16 protein-coding genes are annotated in these 16,334 nt (G+C 70.9%); 14 read left to right on the top strand and 2 right to left on the bottom strand.

Going from position 1 to position 16,334, the window contains the following annotated elements:
* Positions 1 to 56 precede the first annotated feature (56 nt).
* A complete protein-coding gene (gene lepA / locus G4G93_RS15645; protein ID WP_165085334.1) occupies positions 57 to 1,862 on the top strand; it encodes a translation elongation factor 4 in 1,806 nt (601 codons plus the stop codon).
* A gap of 428 nt (positions 1,863 to 2,290) precedes the next feature.
* The gene (locus G4G93_RS15640) at positions 2,291 to 3,712 is read left to right on the top strand and encodes a pilus assembly protein TadG-related protein (protein WP_165085333.1); all 1,422 of its coding nucleotides are present in this window, start codon (positions 2,291 to 2,293) and stop codon (positions 3,710 to 3,712) included.
* Positions 3,713 to 3,802: 90 nt separating this feature from the next.
* Here the strand turns inward: G4G93_RS15640 and G4G93_RS15635 are convergent, their stop codons facing one another.
* The gene (locus tag G4G93_RS15635) at positions 3,803 to 4,240 is read right to left on the bottom strand and encodes a translation initiation factor 2 (protein WP_165085331.1); all 438 of its coding nucleotides are present in this window, start codon (positions 4,238 to 4,240) and stop codon (positions 3,803 to 3,805) included.
* Positions 4,241 to 4,585: 345 nt separating this feature from the next.
* Between G4G93_RS15635 and G4G93_RS15630 the strand changes: the two genes are divergently transcribed.
* The 11 genes from G4G93_RS15630 (at position 4,586) to G4G93_RS15580 (ending at position 13,943) form a co-directional block, all read left to right on the top strand.
* Positions 4,586 to 5,881, top strand: coding sequence for a glutamate-5-semialdehyde dehydrogenase (locus G4G93_RS15630; RefSeq protein ID WP_395411003.1), 1,296 nt, complete (start codon positions 4,586 to 4,588; stop codon positions 5,879 to 5,881).
* A 44-nt stretch (positions 5,882 to 5,925) separates the two neighbouring features.
* On the top strand, positions 5,926 to 6,528 hold the full coding sequence (locus tag G4G93_RS15625) for a nicotinate-nucleotide adenylyltransferase (protein WP_165085330.1): 603 nt from the start codon (positions 5,926 to 5,928) through the stop codon (positions 6,526 to 6,528).
* 303 nt (positions 6,529 to 6,831) lie between these two features.
* Positions 6,832 to 7,131, top strand: a complete 300-nt coding sequence (rsfS, locus tag G4G93_RS15620) for a ribosome silencing factor (protein ID WP_395413659.1) — start codon at positions 6,832 to 6,834, stop codon at positions 7,129 to 7,131.
* A gap of 31 nt (positions 7,132 to 7,162) precedes the next feature.
* Positions 7,163 to 7,651 carry a 23S rRNA (pseudouridine(1915)-N(3))-methyltransferase RlmH gene (gene rlmH, locus G4G93_RS15615; RefSeq protein ID WP_165085327.1) on the top strand — a complete coding sequence of 163 codons (489 nt, stop codon included), beginning with the start codon at positions 7,163 to 7,165 and terminating at the stop codon, positions 7,649 to 7,651.
* On the top strand, positions 7,648 to 8,988 hold the full coding sequence (locus G4G93_RS15610) for a murein hydrolase activator EnvC family protein (protein ID WP_395410999.1): 1,341 nt from the start codon (positions 7,648 to 7,650) through the stop codon (positions 8,986 to 8,988). Before rlmH ends, G4G93_RS15610 begins: the two co-directional genes overlap by 4 nt.
* Positions 8,988 to 10,316 carry a S41 family peptidase gene (locus tag G4G93_RS15605; protein WP_165085325.1) on the top strand — a complete coding sequence of 443 codons (1,329 nt, stop codon included), beginning with the start codon at positions 8,988 to 8,990 and terminating at the stop codon, positions 10,314 to 10,316. Before G4G93_RS15610 ends, G4G93_RS15605 begins: the two co-directional genes overlap by 1 nt.
* A gap of 145 nt (positions 10,317 to 10,461) precedes the next feature.
* Positions 10,462 to 11,655 carry a divergent polysaccharide deacetylase family protein gene (locus G4G93_RS15600; protein ID WP_165085323.1) on the top strand — a complete coding sequence of 398 codons (1,194 nt, stop codon included), beginning with the start codon at positions 10,462 to 10,464 and terminating at the stop codon, positions 11,653 to 11,655.
* An 81-nt stretch (positions 11,656 to 11,736) separates the two neighbouring features.
* A complete protein-coding gene (locus G4G93_RS15595; protein ID WP_165085321.1) occupies positions 11,737 to 12,270 on the top strand; it encodes an RNA pyrophosphohydrolase in 534 nt (177 codons plus the stop codon).
* A gap of 49 nt (positions 12,271 to 12,319) precedes the next feature.
* Positions 12,320 to 12,994, top strand: a complete 675-nt coding sequence (locus G4G93_RS15590) for a DUF2939 domain-containing protein (protein WP_165085320.1) — start codon at positions 12,320 to 12,322, stop codon at positions 12,992 to 12,994.
* A 166-nt stretch (positions 12,995 to 13,160) separates the two neighbouring features.
* Positions 13,161 to 13,595, top strand: coding sequence for an Hsp20 family protein (locus G4G93_RS15585; protein ID WP_165085405.1), 435 nt, complete (start codon positions 13,161 to 13,163; stop codon positions 13,593 to 13,595).
* 90 nt (positions 13,596 to 13,685) lie between these two features.
* A complete protein-coding gene (locus G4G93_RS15580) occupies positions 13,686 to 13,943 on the top strand; it encodes a DUF1150 domain-containing protein (RefSeq protein ID WP_165085318.1) in 258 nt (85 codons plus the stop codon).
* An 18-nt stretch (positions 13,944 to 13,961) separates the two neighbouring features.
* On the opposite strand, the gene G4G93_RS15575 is transcribed toward G4G93_RS15580, so the two are convergent.
* On the bottom strand, positions 13,962 to 14,723 hold the full coding sequence (locus G4G93_RS15575; RefSeq protein WP_165085316.1) for a carboxylesterase: 762 nt from the start codon (positions 14,721 to 14,723) through the stop codon (positions 13,962 to 13,964).
* Positions 14,724 to 14,949: 226 nt separating this feature from the next.
* On the opposite strand from G4G93_RS15575, the gene G4G93_RS15570 reads away from it, so the two are divergent.
* On the top strand, positions 14,950 to 16,182 hold the full coding sequence (locus tag G4G93_RS15570) for a glycosyltransferase family 4 protein (RefSeq protein ID WP_165085315.1): 1,233 nt from the start codon (positions 14,950 to 14,952) through the stop codon (positions 16,180 to 16,182).
* Positions 16,183 to 16,334: the final 152 nt, after the last annotated feature.

The following is a 16,334-nucleotide window of genomic DNA, read 5'->3' as shown; positions in this document are numbered from 1 at the left end:
TTCACCGCCGTGCGCCCCGCGCATCGCCGCGCCTGCGCGCCGGAGACAGCCACACGATGACCGCGTCCCCCATCGACAACATCCGCAACTTCTCGATCGTCGCCCATATCGACCACGGCAAGTCGACCCTGGCCGACCGGCTGATCCAGATCACCGGGGCGGTGGCGGCGCGCGACATGAGCGAGCAGATGCTCGACTCGATGGACATCGAGAAGGAGCGCGGCATCACCATCAAGGCGCAGACCGTGCGCCTGGAATACAAGGCGCAGGACGGGCGCGACTACATCCTCAACCTGATGGACACTCCCGGCCACGTCGATTTCGCCTACGAGGTCTCGCGATCGCTGGCCGCCTGCGAGGGCTCGCTCCTCGTCGTCGACGCCTCTCAGGGCGTCGAGGCCCAGACGCTCGCCAACGTCTACCAGGCGCTGGACGCCAACCACGAGATCGTCCCGGTCCTCAACAAGATCGACCTGCCGGCGGCCGAGCCCGACCGGGTCAAGGAGCAGATCGAGGAGGTGATCGGCATCGACGCCAAGGACGCGGTGCCGATCTCGGCCAAGACCGGCCTCAACATCGAGGCGGTGCTGGAGGCGATCGTCACACGCCTGCCGCCGCCGAAGGGGGACCGCGCCGCACCGCTCAAGGCCCTGCTGGTCGATTCCTGGTACGACGTCTATCTCGGCGTCGTCGTGCTGGTGCGCATCGTCGACGGCGTGCTCAAGAAGGGCATGACGATCCGCATGATGGGGGCGGACGCGGCCCACGGCGTCGAGCGCCTCGGCGTGTTCCGGCCGAAGATGCAGGACGTCTCCGAGCTCGGACCCGGCGAGGTGGGCTTCTTCACCGGCTCGATCAAGGAGGTCGCCGATACCCGCGTCGGCGACACCATCACCGAGGATAAGCGCAAGACCAAGGAGGCGATGCCGGGCTTCAAGCCGGTGCAGCCGGTGGTGTTCTGCGGCCTGTTCCCGGTCGATGCCGCCGACTTCGAGTCCTTGCGCGGCGCGATGGGCAAGCTCCGGCTCAACGACGCCTCGTTCTCCTACGAGATGGAGACGTCCGCCGCGCTCGGCTTCGGCTTCCGCTGCGGCTTCCTCGGGCTGCTTCATCTGGAAATCATCCAGGAGCGGCTGGAGCGCGAGTTCAACCTCGACCTGATCTCGACCGCGCCGAGCGTCGTCTATCATCTCAACATGTCCGACGGGGAGAAGCGCGAGCTGCACAACCCGGCCGACATGCCCGACGTGATGAAGATCGACACGATCGAGGAGCCGTGGATCCGCGCCACCATCATGACGCCGGACGAGTATCTCGGCGGCGTCCTCAAGCTGTGCCAGGACCGGCGCGGCACGCAGATCGACCTCAATTACGTCGGCAAACGCGCCATGGTCGTCTACGACCTTCCTCTTAACGAAGTTGTGTTCGACTTCTACGATCGGCTGAAGTCGATCTCGAAAGGTTATGCCTCGTTCGACTACCACATCTCGGATTACCGCGAGGGTGATCTAGTGAAGATGTCGATTCTGGTGAATGCCGAACCGGTCGACGCGCTCTCCATGCTGGTCCACCGCACCCGGGCCGAGAGCCGCGGTCGGGCGATGTGCGAGAAGCTGAAGGACCTGATCCCGCGCCACCTGTTCCAGATCCCGGTCCAGGCGGCGATCGGCGGCAAGATCATCGCCCGCGAGACCATCCGGGCCCTGTCGAAGGACGTCACCGCCAAGTGCTACGGCGGTGACATCTCCCGCAAGCGCAAGCTCCTCGACAAGCAGAAGGAGGGCAAGAAGCGCATGCGGCAGTTCGGCAAGGTCGAGATCCCGCAGGAGGCGTTCATCGCCGCCCTCAAGATGGACAGCTGAACCGGCGACATCACAGGACCGTCGAGACAAGGACAACGCCGCCGGTCATGCCGGCGGCGTTGTCGCGTCGAGGTAGCACCGTGGCAGAACCGTCAATTGATAGCGACGGTCGTTAGAAAACGACGTTTGGTTCCGGTCTCGAGTTTTCCCCGAGCCCAACGTCCCGAACTTCCAGGTTTCGCATCGGAGAGTTCGAGAGAGATCAATGGCCCCCGTCGATCGCGGGCCTGCCCAAGATCGACGTCGATGCGTCGGCATCCTGGACCGTCGGTATGAAAGTGCCGGAACGCGGCGTGACGGGAAACAGCTCGATCCGCCCGTCATCAAGCTCACCGTAATATAACTGTCCTCGCGTCATATGACGCAACGTCACGTTAACCCGGTCCGGCCATCGTCCTCCGATCGCGGACAGGGAGTCGTCGGGACCGATGATCGGGCGGGGTGCTGGGGGATGGACCCACTTTTCGGCCGATCGCTCCGGCGGCGTCGCCCTCATCTTCGCCCTCGTCGCCCCGGTCGTCCTCGGCGTGGTCGGCCTCGCGGTCGATTACGCGACATGGACGATGCAGCGGGGGACGCTGCAGCAGGCGGCCGATGCAGCGGCCCTCGCCGTGGTTTCCGACCTTCAGGTCGCCGGCGCGAACGCGCAGCGGATGCAGTCCCTGGCGGATGCCTACGTGAAGAGCAACGTGAAGCTGCAGCGCGGCGACGGGGCGGTCCAGGTCACCGTGACGCCGGTGGCCCGGGAGCGTGCAGGCGGACGCTTCGTGCCCGCCGATCCGTCCAACGGACGGACGCCCTCCGCCGTCACCGTCTCCTTGAGCCAGCGCAAATTCGCGATCATGAGCCGGCTGGTCACGCCGCAGCTCACCGATCTCACCGCGACGGCCACGGCCGAGACGGTCGGCTCCGCCAAGCTCTGCATCGTCGCGCTCGCCTCGACCGGCCAGAGCGTGCTCCACCTCGAATCGAGGGCCAGGATCGAGGCCGGCGACTGTGCGGTCTATTCCCTGTCCTCGCATGCCAGGGGGCTCGAAGGCGACGATTCGAGCCTCATCCAGGCCAGCACGACCTGCACGGTCGGCGGCTACAAGGGACGGGCAGCCAACTTCAAGCCGCTCCCCGTCACGGGCTGCCCGACCATCAAGGACCCGATGGCCGAGCGGCCGGCGCCGCCCGTGGAAAGCTGCCGCTACAACGACCTGAAGCTCCGCGGTGGAACCCACGCGCTCGATCCCGGGACGTATTGCGGCGGCTTGATGATCGAGGACGGCGCCGAAGTCAGGCTCAATCCGGGCATCCACGTCATGAAGGACGGCCCCCTGGTCGTCGGTCCGCCCCAGCAGGCCGTCATGGCCGACCAGATCTGCGATACCTCCTCGACGTCATCGCAATGCAGAACGGCCGCGAACGTCAAAACGATCGGCTCCCTGAAGGGCGATGGAGTCGGTATCTATTTTACCGGCAACTACAGAAACAGCCGTCTTCAGAGCACCGGCCCGCTTCTGTTCCTGCCAAATTCGGTCGTCGAGCTCATCGCACCGCGAACCGGGCCGATGGCCGGCGTAATCTTCTTCGAAGATCGGGCGTCCCAGGAGGGACAGCGCTACGACATCATGAGCGACGCCGCCCGGCGCCTGGTCGGCACCATCTACCTGCCGCGGGGCATCTTCAGGGTCCGGTCGCGCCAGGTCGTCGCCGACCAGTCGGAATACACCGCGATCGTCGCCAACAAGATCTTCCTCGACAAGGAACCCCGGCTCGTCATCAACACCCGCTACGGCGCCACCGACGTCCCGGTCCCCAAGGGCCTCGGGCCGACGAGCGGAGCGGTCGGGCTGGCGAACTGACGGCGAGACGTCGCGAACCCGAAGGTCGCGACGCGAGGAGAATCCGGGACGGCGGGCACCCGGTCCGGGCGCCGCACCGTCCGTCCATCGTCACATGCCCGGCTGGTTGGGCGCCGGACCGCGGCGGCGGGGGCCCGGGTTGCCGGCCGGCCGCATCGTGGCGATCACCGGGTTCGGCTCGTGGTCCAGGGCGGCACCCGTATAGGCATCGACGCCCACGCCGATCAGGCCGCCGGCCAGCACGTTGCCGGCGACGCTCGCCGCACCGCGGCCGGCGACCTTCGTCCGCACCGGAATCGATTCCGGGTGATAGCCGGGCTTGGTGAAGGTCGCGACGAACTCGTCCGAGCGATCGACTTCGAGGGTGCAGGGCGTGATCGGACAAGCGTACTTCTTGTCCGTGGTCATCGCTGCCCCGGACGGGACCGACACGAAGGAGACCTGCTCCGTCGTGCCCCGCACGATGCTGCCGCACGCGCCGAGACCGACCGCCATGAGAGCGGCTGCGCTGATCGTCTTGATCGACATGATTCCCCCAGATCGCCTCTCCGGACGACGACCTCGACTGATAGAACGAGAATGGATGCGATCAAGAGCGCTTCCCGCCTCTTCACAGGAAGGTGGAAAGAGTTGCGGATTTAACACACGGTTTGCCGGACATGATTTTCGGTTGATCTTTGATCTAACACAAGACCCCCTTGCTTTCACTGCGGCATCGCAGGATCGGAAGCGTCCCGTTCACGCCCGGACGGCGGGCCCGTCGCCGCGGCTCCGCTTCGCCGGCCGCCACCCCTTTCGCCCGCCCGCCCGGCATGGCATGACGGTGCCCCTCCGAGACCATGGGCCGCTCGATGCGGCCGGGATGAGACGACCGTGTCCGTGCTGAGCCTGAAGCCCCAGCCCCGCCAAGATGACGTCGATGCGCTGATGCGCGAGATCGGCCGGCGCGCCCGCGCTGCCGCCCGTCGGATGGCGGTGGTCCCAGGCCCGGTGAAGGACGCGGCTCTGCGCGAGGCCGCGTCCTGCCTGCGGGCGGCGAGCGCGTCGGTGCTGGCGGCGAATGCCGCCGACCTCGACGAGGCCCGGGCCAAGGGCCTGCCCGCCGCCAGCCTCGACCGCCTGGCCCTGAACCCGACCCGGATCGAGGCGATCGCCGAGGCGCTGGAGAGCATCGCCGGCCTGCCCGATCCGGTCGGGCGGGTGCTGGCCACCTACGAGCGGCCGAACGGCCTCGTGATCGAGCGGGTGGCGACGCCGCTCGGCGTCGTCGGGGTGATCTTCGAGAGCCGCCCCAACGTGACGGCGGATGCCGGCGCGCTCTGCCTCAAGGCCGGCAACGCCGCGATCCTGCGCGCCGGCTCCGAGAGCCACCGCAGCGCCACCGCCATCGCCGGCGCGATGGTCGAGGGCCTGACCCGCCACGGCCTGCCGGCAGACGCGATCCAGCTCGTGCCGACGAAGGACCGGGCCGCCGTCGGCGCCATGCTCACCGGCCTCGACGGCGCCATCGACGTGATCGTGCCACGCGGCGGCAAGAGCCTCGTCGCACGGGTGCAGGACGAGGCGCGAGTGCCGGTCTTCGCCCACCTGGAGGGGATCTGCCATGTCTTCGTCCACGAAGGGGCCGACCTCGCCATGGCTCGCTCGATCGTGCGCAACAGCAAGATGCGCCGCACCGGCATCTGCGGCGCCGCCGAGACCCTGCTGGTCGACCGCGCCTGCGCGGGCACCCACCTCGCGCCCCTGGTGACCGACCTCCTGGAGGCCGGCTGCGCGGTGCGCGGCGACGGGGCGGCGCAGGCGGTCGACCCGCGGGTGACGGCGGCGACCGAGGAGGATTGGCGCACCGAGTACCTCGACGCGATCATCTCCGTGCGGGTGGTGGACGGGCTGGAGGCCGCGATCGACCATATCGAGACCTACGGCTCGCACCACACCGAGTCGATCCTGACCGAGGATCGGGCCGCCGCCGAGCGCTTCCTGGCCGAGGTCGATTCGGCGATCGTCGTCCACAACGCCTCGACCCAGTTCGCCGATGGCGGCGAGTTCGGCTTCGGCGCCGAGATCGGTATCGCCACCGGGCGGATGCATGCCCGCGGCCCGGTCGGCGTCGAGCAGCTCACCACCTTCAAGTACCGGGTCCGCGGCACCGGGCAGATCCGCCCGTGACCGCCTGACCGGAAGGGACGGCAGGTCTCGGATCGGATGCTCGCGTGATCCTGCGCCTGCCGCCCCTCGCGCCGGGCCTGCGGGTCGGCCTCTACGGCGGCTCGTTCAACCCGGCCCATGCCGGCCACCGGCATGTCAGCCGGCTGGCGCTTCGCCGCCTCGCCCTCGACCGGGTGTGGTGGCTGGTAAGCCCCGGCAACCCGCTGAAGGACCGGAGCGGCCTGCCCGACGCGGCGGCGCGGGCTGCGGCGGCCCGGAACGTGGCGGCCAATCCCCGGATCGCCGTGACCGATTTCGAGGCCGGGTTGGGCGTGCGCTACACCGTCGAGACCCTGCACTGGCTGACGGTCCGTCACCCGGACATCCGCTTCGTCTGGATCATGGGCGCCGACAGCCTGGCGAGCTTCCACCGCTGGCGCGGCTGGCGCGAGATCGCCGCCCGGATGCCCGTCGCGGTGATCGACCGGCCGGGCTACACCCTGAAGGCCATGGCCTCGCCCGCCGCCCGGGCGCTCGCGGCCTCGCGCATCGACGAATCCGCCGCCGCCACCCTGGCCGACCGGGCGCCGCCGGCCTGGGTGTTCCTGCATGGGCCGCGCAACAGCCTGTCCTCGACGGCCCTGCGCGCCGCGAAAATCCCATCTTGACCGCAGATTGCCAGGGATTCGTGACCAGGATTCGCGTGAGCCCAGCTTGAAAATCCGCCATCGGTTCGCCACTGTGTTCGGCCAATGGCATCGGCACCGCGCATGCCGCGGGCAACATCGTCTCGTGGCGCCACCGGGCGCCTTCATCGACAGGGGTCGGCACTGAACGACGCAATCTCTCACGAAGCTCAGGACAACGAGCTTCCCGCTGACGCCCAGGCACAGGAATCCCGGCAGGAATCCGGGACCGTGGCGCCCGAGGCCGCGGACATGAGGTCGGTTGCCCTCGCCTGCCTCGAGGACATGAAGGCCGAGGACACCGTCGAGATCGATCTCGTCGGCCGGACCTCGCTTGCCGACGCGATGATCATCACCTCCGGCCGCTCCCAGCGCCATGTCGGCTCGATCGCCGACAAGGTGATCCAGGAATTCAAGGCCCGGGGCTTCGGCAATCCCCGGGTCGAGGGCCTGCCGGCCTGCGACTGGGTGCTGATCGACGCGGGCGACCTCCTGGTCCACGTGTTCCGGCCCGAGGTGCGGCACTTCTACAACCTCGAGAAGATCTGGGGCGCCGACCGCCCGGCCGACCGTCTCGCCGGCTAGCGCCGTCCTACCAGGGAACGGACACGCCGCCATGCGGCTCGCCCTCGTCGCGGTGGGTCGCCTCAAGCGCGGCCCCGAGCGCGATCTCGCCGAGGAATATCGCGGCCGTGCCGACGCGCTCGGCCGCGGTCTCGGCTTCGCCGCCGTGCAGCTGACCGAGATCCCGGAGAGCCGAGCCCGGCGCGCGCCGGACCGCTGCACCGAGGAGGCGGGCGCGATCCTGGCGGCGATCCCGCCCGGTGCCGCGACGCTCGTCCTCGACGAGGGCGGACGCGCCGTGACGAGCCTTGACTTCGCCGCGCAGGTCGGCGCCTGGCGCGACGGCGGCCGGCCCGGTCTCGCCATCGTGATTGGCGGGGCCGACGGGCTCGACCCTAGTGTCAGGGCCAGGGCCGACCTCATTTTCGCCTTCGGCGCCGCCACATTGCCGCACGGACTCGTCCGTGTCCTGGCCCTCGAGCAGCTCTACCGGGCCATGACGATCCTCTCCGGCCATCCCTATCACCGCGGCGCCCCGTGACCCGAGCGCTCCTCCCTGCATTCCTGCCCGCCATCCTGCCCGCCTTGCTGACGGCGGCCTTCGCCGTGTCCGCGAGCGCCCAGCCGGCGCCCGATCCGGCGGCCGACGCCGTGGCGAAAGCGCAAGCCGAGAAAGATCGGAAGGCCGAGAGCCTGCGGGCGCTCGAGAGCGCGCTCGCCACGAGCAACGAGACCCGCGCCAAGCTCGAACGCGAGGTGGCAGAGATCAAGGGCGACGGCGCGAAGCTGAACCAGGCCCTCATCGACGCCGCCCGCAAGGCGCAGGACGCGGAAGACCGCATCTCCGAGCTCGAGGCCCGGCTCCAGACCATGGCGGGCAGCGAGACGGCGCTCCGCCGCTCGCTGGAGGCCCGACGCGGCGTCATCGCCGAGGTCCTGGCCGCCCTCCAGCGCATGGGCCGGCGCCCGCCGCCGGCGGTGCTGGTGCGGCCCGAGGACGTCCTGGCGGCGATCCGCACCTCGATGCTGCTCGGCGCCGTGGTGCCGGAGTTGCAGGGCGAGGCCGAGACCCTGGCCGGCGACCTCGCCGAACTGGTGCGCCTGCGCGGCCTGATCGCCACCGACCAGGAGACCCTGCGCGGCGACATCAAGGGCTGGGCCGCCGAGCGCCAGCGCCTCACCGCCCTCATCGCCGCCCGCCAGTCCCGCCTCGGCGAGGCCGAGAGCGGCCTCACCGCCGAGCGCGAGCGCGCCAACGGCCTCGCCGGTCAGGCCCGATCGCTCAAGGACCTGGTCGACCGCCTCGACGGCGACCTCGCGAATGCCCGCCGCGCCGCCGGCGCCGCCAAGGAAGCGGCGGAGGCCGAGAGCCGCGAGACCCGCGAGCGCTTCGCCGCAGCCGCCCTGCGCGATCCCGCGCGGCTCGCCCCGAAGATGCCCTTCGCCCAGGTACGCGGCCTCGTGCCGCGACCGGCGAGCGGCGAGGTGGTGCGGACCTTCGGCAGCTCCGACGGGGCGGGGGGGACGAGCCGCGGCATATCGCTCATGACACGCCCACGCGGCGTCGTTTCCTCTCCGGCCGACGGCTGGGTGGCTTACGCGGGGGCGTTCCGCTCCTACGGTCGTCTCTTGATCATCAACGCGGGCGACGGCTACTATCTCCTCCTGGCGGGCATGGACCAGATCAACGTCGAGGTCGGTCAGTTCGTGCTCGCGGGGGAGCCGGTCGCCGTGATGGGAGACTCGGGCTCCGCACCTTCGGCGGGAGCCGGTGGGCGGAACGATCCCGTCCTGTACGTCGAGTTCAAAAAAGACGGTGGCTCCATCGACCCGGATCCTTGGTGGGCCAAAGGGTCAAGCGAGAAGGTTCGCGGATAATGCGCAAAGTTTCCCTCGTCCTGTTCGGAGCCATCCTGGGCGCCGGGACGGCCACGGTGGCGACCCAGACCCACCTGCTCTCGAGCACGAGCGCCGTCGCCGCCTCGGCCGAGACCTATCGCCAGCTCAGCCTGTTCGGCGACGTCTTCGAGAAGATCCGCACCGACTACGTCGAGAAGCCCGACGAGGCCAAGCTGATCGAGGCGGCCGTCAACGGCATGCTGACCTCGCTCGACCCGCATTCGAGCTACATGGACGCCAAGAGCTTCCGTGACATGCAGGTCCAGACCAAGGGCGAGTTCGGCGGCCTCGGCATCGAGGTCACGATGGAGGACGGCCTGATCAAGGTCGTCACCCCGATCGACGACACGCCGGCCGCCCGCGCCGGCCTGCTGGCCAACGACGTCATCACCCAGATCGACGGCGACCAGGTCCAGGGGCTGACCCTCAACCAGGCCGTCGACAAGATGCGCGGCCCGGTCAACTCGCCGGTGAAGCTCAAGATCACCCGCAAGGAGGCCAAGGAGCCGCTCGAGGTCACGCTCAACCGCGACCTGATCCGGATCAAGCCCGTCCGCTCGCGCACCGAGGGTGGCGACATCGGCTACATCCGCCTGACCCAGTTCAACGAGCAGACCTATGACGGCCTCAAGGCCGCGATCGACAAGCTCTCGACCGACCTGCCGGGCGACAAGCTCAAGGGCTTCATCATCGACCTGCGCAACAACCCGGGCGGCCTGCTCGATCAGGCGGTGATGGTCTCCGACGCCTTCCTCGACCGCGGCGAGATCGTCTCGACCCGCGGCCGCAACCCGGACGAGACCCAGCGCTTCTCGGCCAAATCCGGCGACCTGACCAAGGGCAAGCCGATCGTGGTGCTGGTGAACGGCGGCTCGGCCTCGGCCTCCGAGATCGTCGCCGGTGCGCTCCAGGACCACAAGCGGGCCACCGTCCTCGGCACCCGCTCCTTCGGCAAGGGCTCGGTGCAGTCGATCATCCCGCTCGGCGGCAACGGCGCCCTGCGGCTCACCACCGCGCGCTACTACACCCCGTCCGGCCGCTCGATCCAGGCCAAGGGCATCGAGCCCGACCAGGAAGTGCTGCAGGACGTGCCCGACGAGCTGAAGGGCAAGGACGAGACCAAGGGCGAGGCCGGCCTGAAGGGCCACCTCAAGCAGAAGGACACCGAGGAGCGCGGCGGCTCGTCGGCCTACGTCCCGCCGGATCCGGCCAAGGACAAGCAGTTGATCGCGGCGGTCGATTTCCTGCACGGCGTGCAGAAGGGCGCTGCCAACACCGCCAAGACCACGGTCCCGAACCCGAACTGACGCCGCGAACGCACCCGGAGACGGGCGCGTCCTGCGCCCGCCTTAACGCAGCGTTTACCACGAAGGCCCGCAATACCGGTCGAACGACCGGCGCTGCGGGCCTTCCGCTTATCCAGCAGCGACACGGTCGCGGGACCTCACGCCTGTGCCGCTCGCGTCCGACACCATCCTGACCCGTCCGCTCGGGCTGCGGGACGCGGCGACCGCCCGCGCCGCGCGCTGGCGCGCCGCCCTGACGCTCCGCGGGCTCGCCGGCGCCGCCCTCGGCGCGAGCGCCCTGGCGCTCGCCGCCTTCCTAGTCCTCGGCGACGACCCGCTGGCGGGCGAGCCCTACGCCGTGGTGACCATCGCCGTGCGGGCGCCGAGCACCCCCGTGCCCGAGCCGGCGGTCCCGGCCCGCCCCGACCCGGCGAGCCGCACCGCCGACGAGGTCGAGCGCGCCTCGGGCGTCTCGGTGAGCCGGCCGGACGGCACGGCGGCGCCGGATTCGGTGGTGATCCGGGTGCCGGGCAACGGCCCGGTCCGGCTCAAACCCGCCCCCGACCCGCGCCTCTCCGAGCGCGGCCGCTACGGCCCGCTGCCGAGGATCGGGCCGGACGGCGCCCGTGCCCTCGACGTCTATGCGAGGCCCGAGGCCGCAGGGCTGGAGCGGGGCGGGGCGGTCGCCGGCCGCATCGCACTGGTCGTGTCGGGCCTCGGCATCGGCCAGGCGGCGACCCAGGACGCGGTGCAGCGCCTGCCGCCGGCGGTGACCCTCGCCTTCGCGCCCTACGGCGCCGACGTCACCCGCAGCGCCGCGCGCGCGCGCGAGGCCGGGCACGAGGTGATGGTCCAGGCGCCGATGGAGCCGTTCGACTATCCCGACAACGATCCCGGCCCCCAGACCCTGCTGGCCGGTGCCAAGCCCGCCGAGAATCTCGACCGGCTCGCCTTCGTGCTCGCCCGGGTGCCCGGCGCAGTCGGGGTGACGAACTTCATGGGCGCGCGTCTCACCGGCGAGGCCACCGCCCTCGAGCCGGTCCTGCGCGAGATCGGCGGGCGCGGCCTCGGCTTCCTCGACGACGGCACCTCGCCGCGCTCGCTGTCCCGCGAGGTCGGCCGCAAGGCCAAGGTGCCGGTGGCCCGGGCCGAGATCGTCGTCGACGCGGTGCCGCGCCCCGACGCCATCGACCGCGAGCTCGCCCGGCTGGAGGAGGCGGCGCGCAAGTCAGGGTTCGCCCTCGGCTCGGCCACCGCCCTGCCGCTCTCGATCGACCGCATCGCCCGCTGGGCGCGGGACCTCGAATCGCGCGGCATCCTGCTGGTGCCGGCGAGCCGAGCCATGCGTTCAGGCGCGTGAATCGCCGGCCGTCCCCCGCTCACCCCGCAATTTCGCCGGATCTCCAGTCCACAGCCGGAGAAATTGCTCTAAGGTCGCCCCATGGCTTCGCTTCACCGCCCCGAGACCGCCCTGGCCAACCTTCCCTACAGGCCCTGCGTCGGCATCGCCCTGTTCAACCGCGACGGCCTGGTCTTCGCCGGGCACCGGCGGCACGATTCCGCCGATCTCGGCGCCCATGCCTGGCAGATGCCGCAGGGCGGCATCGACGAGGGCGAGGCGCCGCGGGACGCCGCCTTGCGCGAGCTCTTCGAGGAGACCAACGTGGCGCCCGCTTCCGTGCGCCTGCTCGCCGAGGCGCCGGGCTGGTACTCCTACGACCTGCCGAGCTTCGCGGCGGGCAAGCCCTGGAAGGGGCGCTATCGCGGTCAGACCCAGAAATGGTTCGCCTTCGCCTTCGAGGGCGACGAGCGTGAGATCGACATCCTGCGGCCGGGCGGCGGCGCCCACAAGGCGGAGTTCGACGGCTGGCGCTGGGAACCGCTGGCCAACCTCGCCGCACTGGTGATCCCGTTCAAGCGCCCGGTCTACGAGCAGGTGATCGCCGCCTTCGCCCATCTCGCGCGCCCGGCGTGACGGTTCCCCCGCGCCCTTCCGATCGCGAGACCGCGACGCGCAGGATTCCATGACGCGCTGGTGGCTCTGCGGCTTCGGCGTCCTGCTGCTGTGGGTCGCCTACGGGCTCTCGCCCTATGTCGCGCTCTACCGCCTGTCGCAGGCCGTGCAGGCCCACGACCCGGCGGCGGTCGCGCAGCGGGTGAACTTCCGCACCCTGCGGCTGTCCCTTACCAAGCAGGCCCTCGCGGCCTCGCTCGATGCCATCGCGGCCCGACGCGACCTCTCGGCCCGGGAGCGCACCATCCTCACCGAGGCGAGCGGAGCGCTGGCCGGACCGCTGGTCGAATCCCTCGTCACGCCCGAGACCCTGATCGACCTCCTCGACGACGGCTGGCCGGTCCGCGCCGGCCTCGCGCGCCGGACCCCGCCCGGCGATGCCGCCGACAAGGACGCGCCCGCGACGGAATCCGCCTCTCCTCCCGACGCGTCTCACCCCGAGACGACGGGCGGCCTCGGCCTGCACGCCTCGACCGCGAGCCAGCTCTTCGCCCTGTTCCGCTCGGCCGAGCCGCGGGGCTTTCGCGGGATGGTGGTGAGCTATCCGCCCGACCGGCCGCTCGAGAACCGCTTCCGCCTTCGCTTGCGCCTGCGCGGCTGGACCTGGCGGGTCGTCGACCTCGAACTGCCCTCCGCCCTGCGCGAGCGCATCAGCCAGCGGCTCACCGGCGCGATGCAGCGCTGACCGCGCGGGGGGCACTTCCAGCGGCCACGCTTCCCCTTGATGCGGGGAACCGCCCCCCTCATATCTCGGGGCGGGGCCGGCGGAGTTGCGGTCGGACCCGGCGGGTGCTGCGAATGCGGGCCCGGACCTGACCGAAGTGCCTCCGCAACAGGGCTTCGCCGACACCATGACGCGTCCATCGCCGTTCGGGCATCCGTTCCTGCTGGGCTTCGACGAGATCGAGCAGGCGCTCGACCGCGTCGCCAAGGCCGCCAATGACGGTTACCCGCCCTACAACATCGAGCGCCTGCCCCGAACCGAGCGGGAGCCGGAGCGGCTGCGCATCACCCTGGCGGTGGCCGGCTTCACCCGCGACCAGCTCGACGTGACCCTTGAGGAGAGCCAGCTCATCGTCCGCGGCCGCCAGGCCGACGACAAGAGCCGGACCTTCCTGCATCGCGGCATCGCCGCGCGGCAGTTCCAGCGCGCCTTCCTGCTCGCCGACGGCATGGAGGTGCTGGGCGCCGACCTGTCGAACGGCCTCCTGTCGATCGACCTCGCCCGGCCCGAGCCGGAGCGCATCGTGCGACGGATCGACATTGGGGCGCGCGACGCCGAGTGACCGTCCCCATATAGGGGTTACACTGTCGGCGGGCCGCTTCGGGGCCTTGGCCGACGACCCGTCCTGCTGCCTTTGAGAGGAGGGCGCATCATGTCCGACACCATCCAGAACCTCGACCTCGACCCCTCTGCGCTCGCTGCGCTCGGCGAGGGCCACGTGGCCTATGTCCGCGCCATGCGCTCGGAGGAGGTGAAGCGCCTCTTCCCCGAGGCGCCTGACCTCACCCCCGGTCTCGACCTGTTCGCCCTGCTGTCGGCGAGCGGCGCCCCGATCCTGCTAACCGACAGCCGCGACGCCGCCTTCGCCAATGCCTGGGCGCACGACCTGCAGGCGCTCAGCGTGCACTGAGCGCCCGCGGGCGGGGCCTCAGCCTTCCGGTGACGCGATCCCCTCGACCGCCGCGACCAGGCGGTCGAGGTCGGCCGGGCCGGAGAGGCGGTGATCGCCCTCCTTGACCAGGGTGAGCACCACGCCCGCCTCCGGCAGCCGCTCGACGAGCCGTAGCGCATGGCGCCACGGCACGTCGGGGTCGGCCATGCCCTGCAGGATGTGTACCGGGCAGCCGGGATCGATGGACTTGTCCAGCATCAGGTGGCGGCGCCCGTCCTCGATCAGCGCGCGGGTCACCGGCGTCGGCTCCGGCGAGTATTGCGATTCGCGCCGCCATACGCCGTCGCGCAGGATCTGCGTCCGGATCTCCTCCGGAAACTGCTCCCACATCAGCGCCTCGGTGAAGTCCGTCGCCGGCGCGATCAGCACCAGGCCGGCGGGCCGGACCTTGGCGGCGGCCAGGAGGGCGATCCAGCCGCCCATCGACGAGCCGACCAGTACCGGGCGCCGCGGCGCCAGGGCGGCGATCACGCCTTCCGCATCGGCGAGCCAGTCCGAGATCGTGCAGTCGGCGAAATCTCCCTCCGATTCGCCGTGGCCGGCATAATCGAGGCGCACGAAGGCGCGGCCGGTCCTCGCCGCCCAGGCATCGAGCGCCTCGGCCTTGGTGGCCCGCATGTCGGAGCGGAATCCGCCGAGCCAGACCACCGGCGGGCCGGCGCCCGGCCGCACCAGGGTGGCGAGGCGGCGCCCCCCGACGGTCAGCATGGTGGCGGGTGGGCGATGCGTGTCGTCCATACTTTATCCCCGTTATTCCGGCATCGACCCTGGTCGCGGGCCGTCCGTGACCAAGGTTTACCGATCCGCAACGGCGTCGGGCCACCTTGATGCATCGTCCCGGTGCGGATCGTGACAGGCGGCTTCTACACCGGCGGCCGCCGGCGCACCCTCAATTCCTGCGCGGAGCGGGCATCGATACGCCACGAGTGCTGCGATCAGACCCCTGACCCTGACCCGGAGTCCCATGCCGTCGAGCCAGGCCACGCCGTTCCCGGCCGCGAGCCATCCGCTGGCGGGCCGGACCATCCTGCAGATCATCCCCGAGCTCGACGCCGGCGGCGCCGAGAGGACCGCCGTGGACGTGGCGGCCGCCCTCGCCTCGGCCGGCGCCCGGGCGCTGGTCGCGACCGAGGGCGGGCGCCTCGTCGGCGAGTTGCAGGCCAAGGGCGGCGCCTGGGTGCCGTTCCCGGCGCGGACCAAGAACCCGCTCGCCATGGCGCTCAATGTCGGGCGGCTCGCGCGGATCTGCCGCGCCGAGCGGGTCGACCTGATCCATGCCCGCTCCCGCGCCCCGGCCTGGGTTGCCTTGGGCGCGGCGCGGCGGCTGCGGATCCCCTTCGTCACCACCTATCACGGCAGCTATGCCGGCCGCTCGCCGGCCAAGCTCCTGTACAATTCGGTGATGGCCCGCGGCGACGTGGTCATCGCCAACTCGCACTTCACCGCCGACGCGATCCGGCGGCTCTTTCCGCAGGTCGCCGGGGATCGGGTGCGGGTGATCCACCGCGGCACCGATCTGGCGGCGTTCGCCGCCGGGCAGGTGGCGCCGCAGCGGGTCGAGGCGCTGCGCCGGGCCTGGGGTGTCGCCCCGCACGTGCGGGTGGTGCTGCTCGCCGCCCGGCTCACCGCCTGGAAGGGCCACCGGGTGCTGATCGAAGCCGCGGCCGCGCTCCGAGCCCAGGGGCTCGGCGACTTCACGGTGGTGCTTGCCGGCGATCCGCAGGGGCGCACCGCTTACCTGCGCGAGATCGACGCGATGATCGCCGCCCACGGCCTCGCGGGCCAGGTCAAGCGCGTCGGTCATTGCAGCGACATGCCGGCGGCCTACCGGGCCGCCTCGGTGGTGGCGGTGCCCTCCACCGAACCCGAGGCCTTCGGCCGCTCGGCGGTGGAGGCCCAGGCCCTCGGCACGCCCGTCGTGGTCTCCGATCTCGGCGCCGTGCCCGAGACGGTGCTGGCCCCGCCGGAGGTGCCGGCGCATGAGCGCACCGGCTGGCGCGTCCCGGCCGGCGACCCCCAGGCCCTGGCCGGCGCCCTCGCCGAGGCGTTGCAGCTCGGCGCCAGCGCCCGCGACGCCCTGGTGCGCCGTGCCCGCCGCCACGTCGAGACGCATTTCTCCCTCGAGCTGATGCTGGCCGACACCCTGGCGATCTATGCCGAGCTGCTCGGGACGGCGCCGGACGGGGAGGGGACGTAAGGCGATGCCCGGGACCCGCGGCGGTCGCGGCTTCACGGATGCTTGACCGGCCCGCAACCCACAGAGGCCTCCGCGAGTTGACAAATTGGGCGATCTCGCCAAGGTGATAGCGTACACCGGAGTATGCTCGCGCGGTGGTTCGGGGCCGACCC

Origin of the sequence: Methylobacterium sp. DB0501 (genome assembly GCF_011043735.1) — a bacterium.
GTDB classification, from domain to species: Bacteria; Pseudomonadota; Alphaproteobacteria; order Rhizobiales; family Beijerinckiaceae; genus Methylobacterium; species Methylobacterium alsaeris.
The sequence above is the reverse complement of the archived record's forward strand: the minus strand, read 5'-3'. Positions and strand labels throughout refer to the sequence as shown.

Coding starts and splice junctions, on each gene's coding strand:
- G4G93_RS15635 (WP_165085331.1), bottom strand. CDS start 4,240: ATGTCGATCAAGACGATCAGCGCAGCCGCTCTCATGGCGGTCGGTCTC.
- G4G93_RS15580 (WP_165085318.1), top strand. CDS start 13,686: ATGTCCGACACCATCCAGAACCTCGACCTCGACCCCTCTGCGCTCGCT.
- lepA (WP_165085334.1), top strand. CDS start 57: ATGACCGCGTCCCCCATCGACAACATCCGCAACTTCTCGATCGTCGCC.
- G4G93_RS15570 (WP_165085315.1), top strand. CDS start 14,950: ATGCCGTCGAGCCAGGCCACGCCGTTCCCGGCCGCGAGCCATCCGCTG.
- G4G93_RS15590 (WP_165085320.1), top strand. CDS start 12,320: ATGACGCGCTGGTGGCTCTGCGGCTTCGGCGTCCTGCTGCTGTGGGTC.
- G4G93_RS15595 (WP_165085321.1), top strand. CDS start 11,737: ATGGCTTCGCTTCACCGCCCCGAGACCGCCCTGGCCAACCTTCCCTAC.
- G4G93_RS15640 (WP_165085333.1), top strand. CDS start 2,291: ATGATCGGGCGGGGTGCTGGGGGATGGACCCACTTTTCGGCCGATCGC.
- G4G93_RS15575 (WP_165085316.1), bottom strand. CDS start 14,723: ATGGACGACACGCATCGCCCACCCGCCACCATGCTGACCGTCGGGGGG.
- rlmH (WP_165085327.1), top strand. CDS start 7,163: ATGCGGCTCGCCCTCGTCGCGGTGGGTCGCCTCAAGCGCGGCCCCGAG.
- G4G93_RS15585 (WP_165085405.1), top strand. CDS start 13,161: ATGACGCGTCCATCGCCGTTCGGGCATCCGTTCCTGCTGGGCTTCGAC.
- rsfS (WP_395413659.1), top strand. CDS start 6,832: ATGAAGGCCGAGGACACCGTCGAGATCGATCTCGTCGGCCGGACCTCG.
- G4G93_RS15605 (WP_165085325.1), top strand. CDS start 8,988: ATGCGCAAAGTTTCCCTCGTCCTGTTCGGAGCCATCCTGGGCGCCGGG.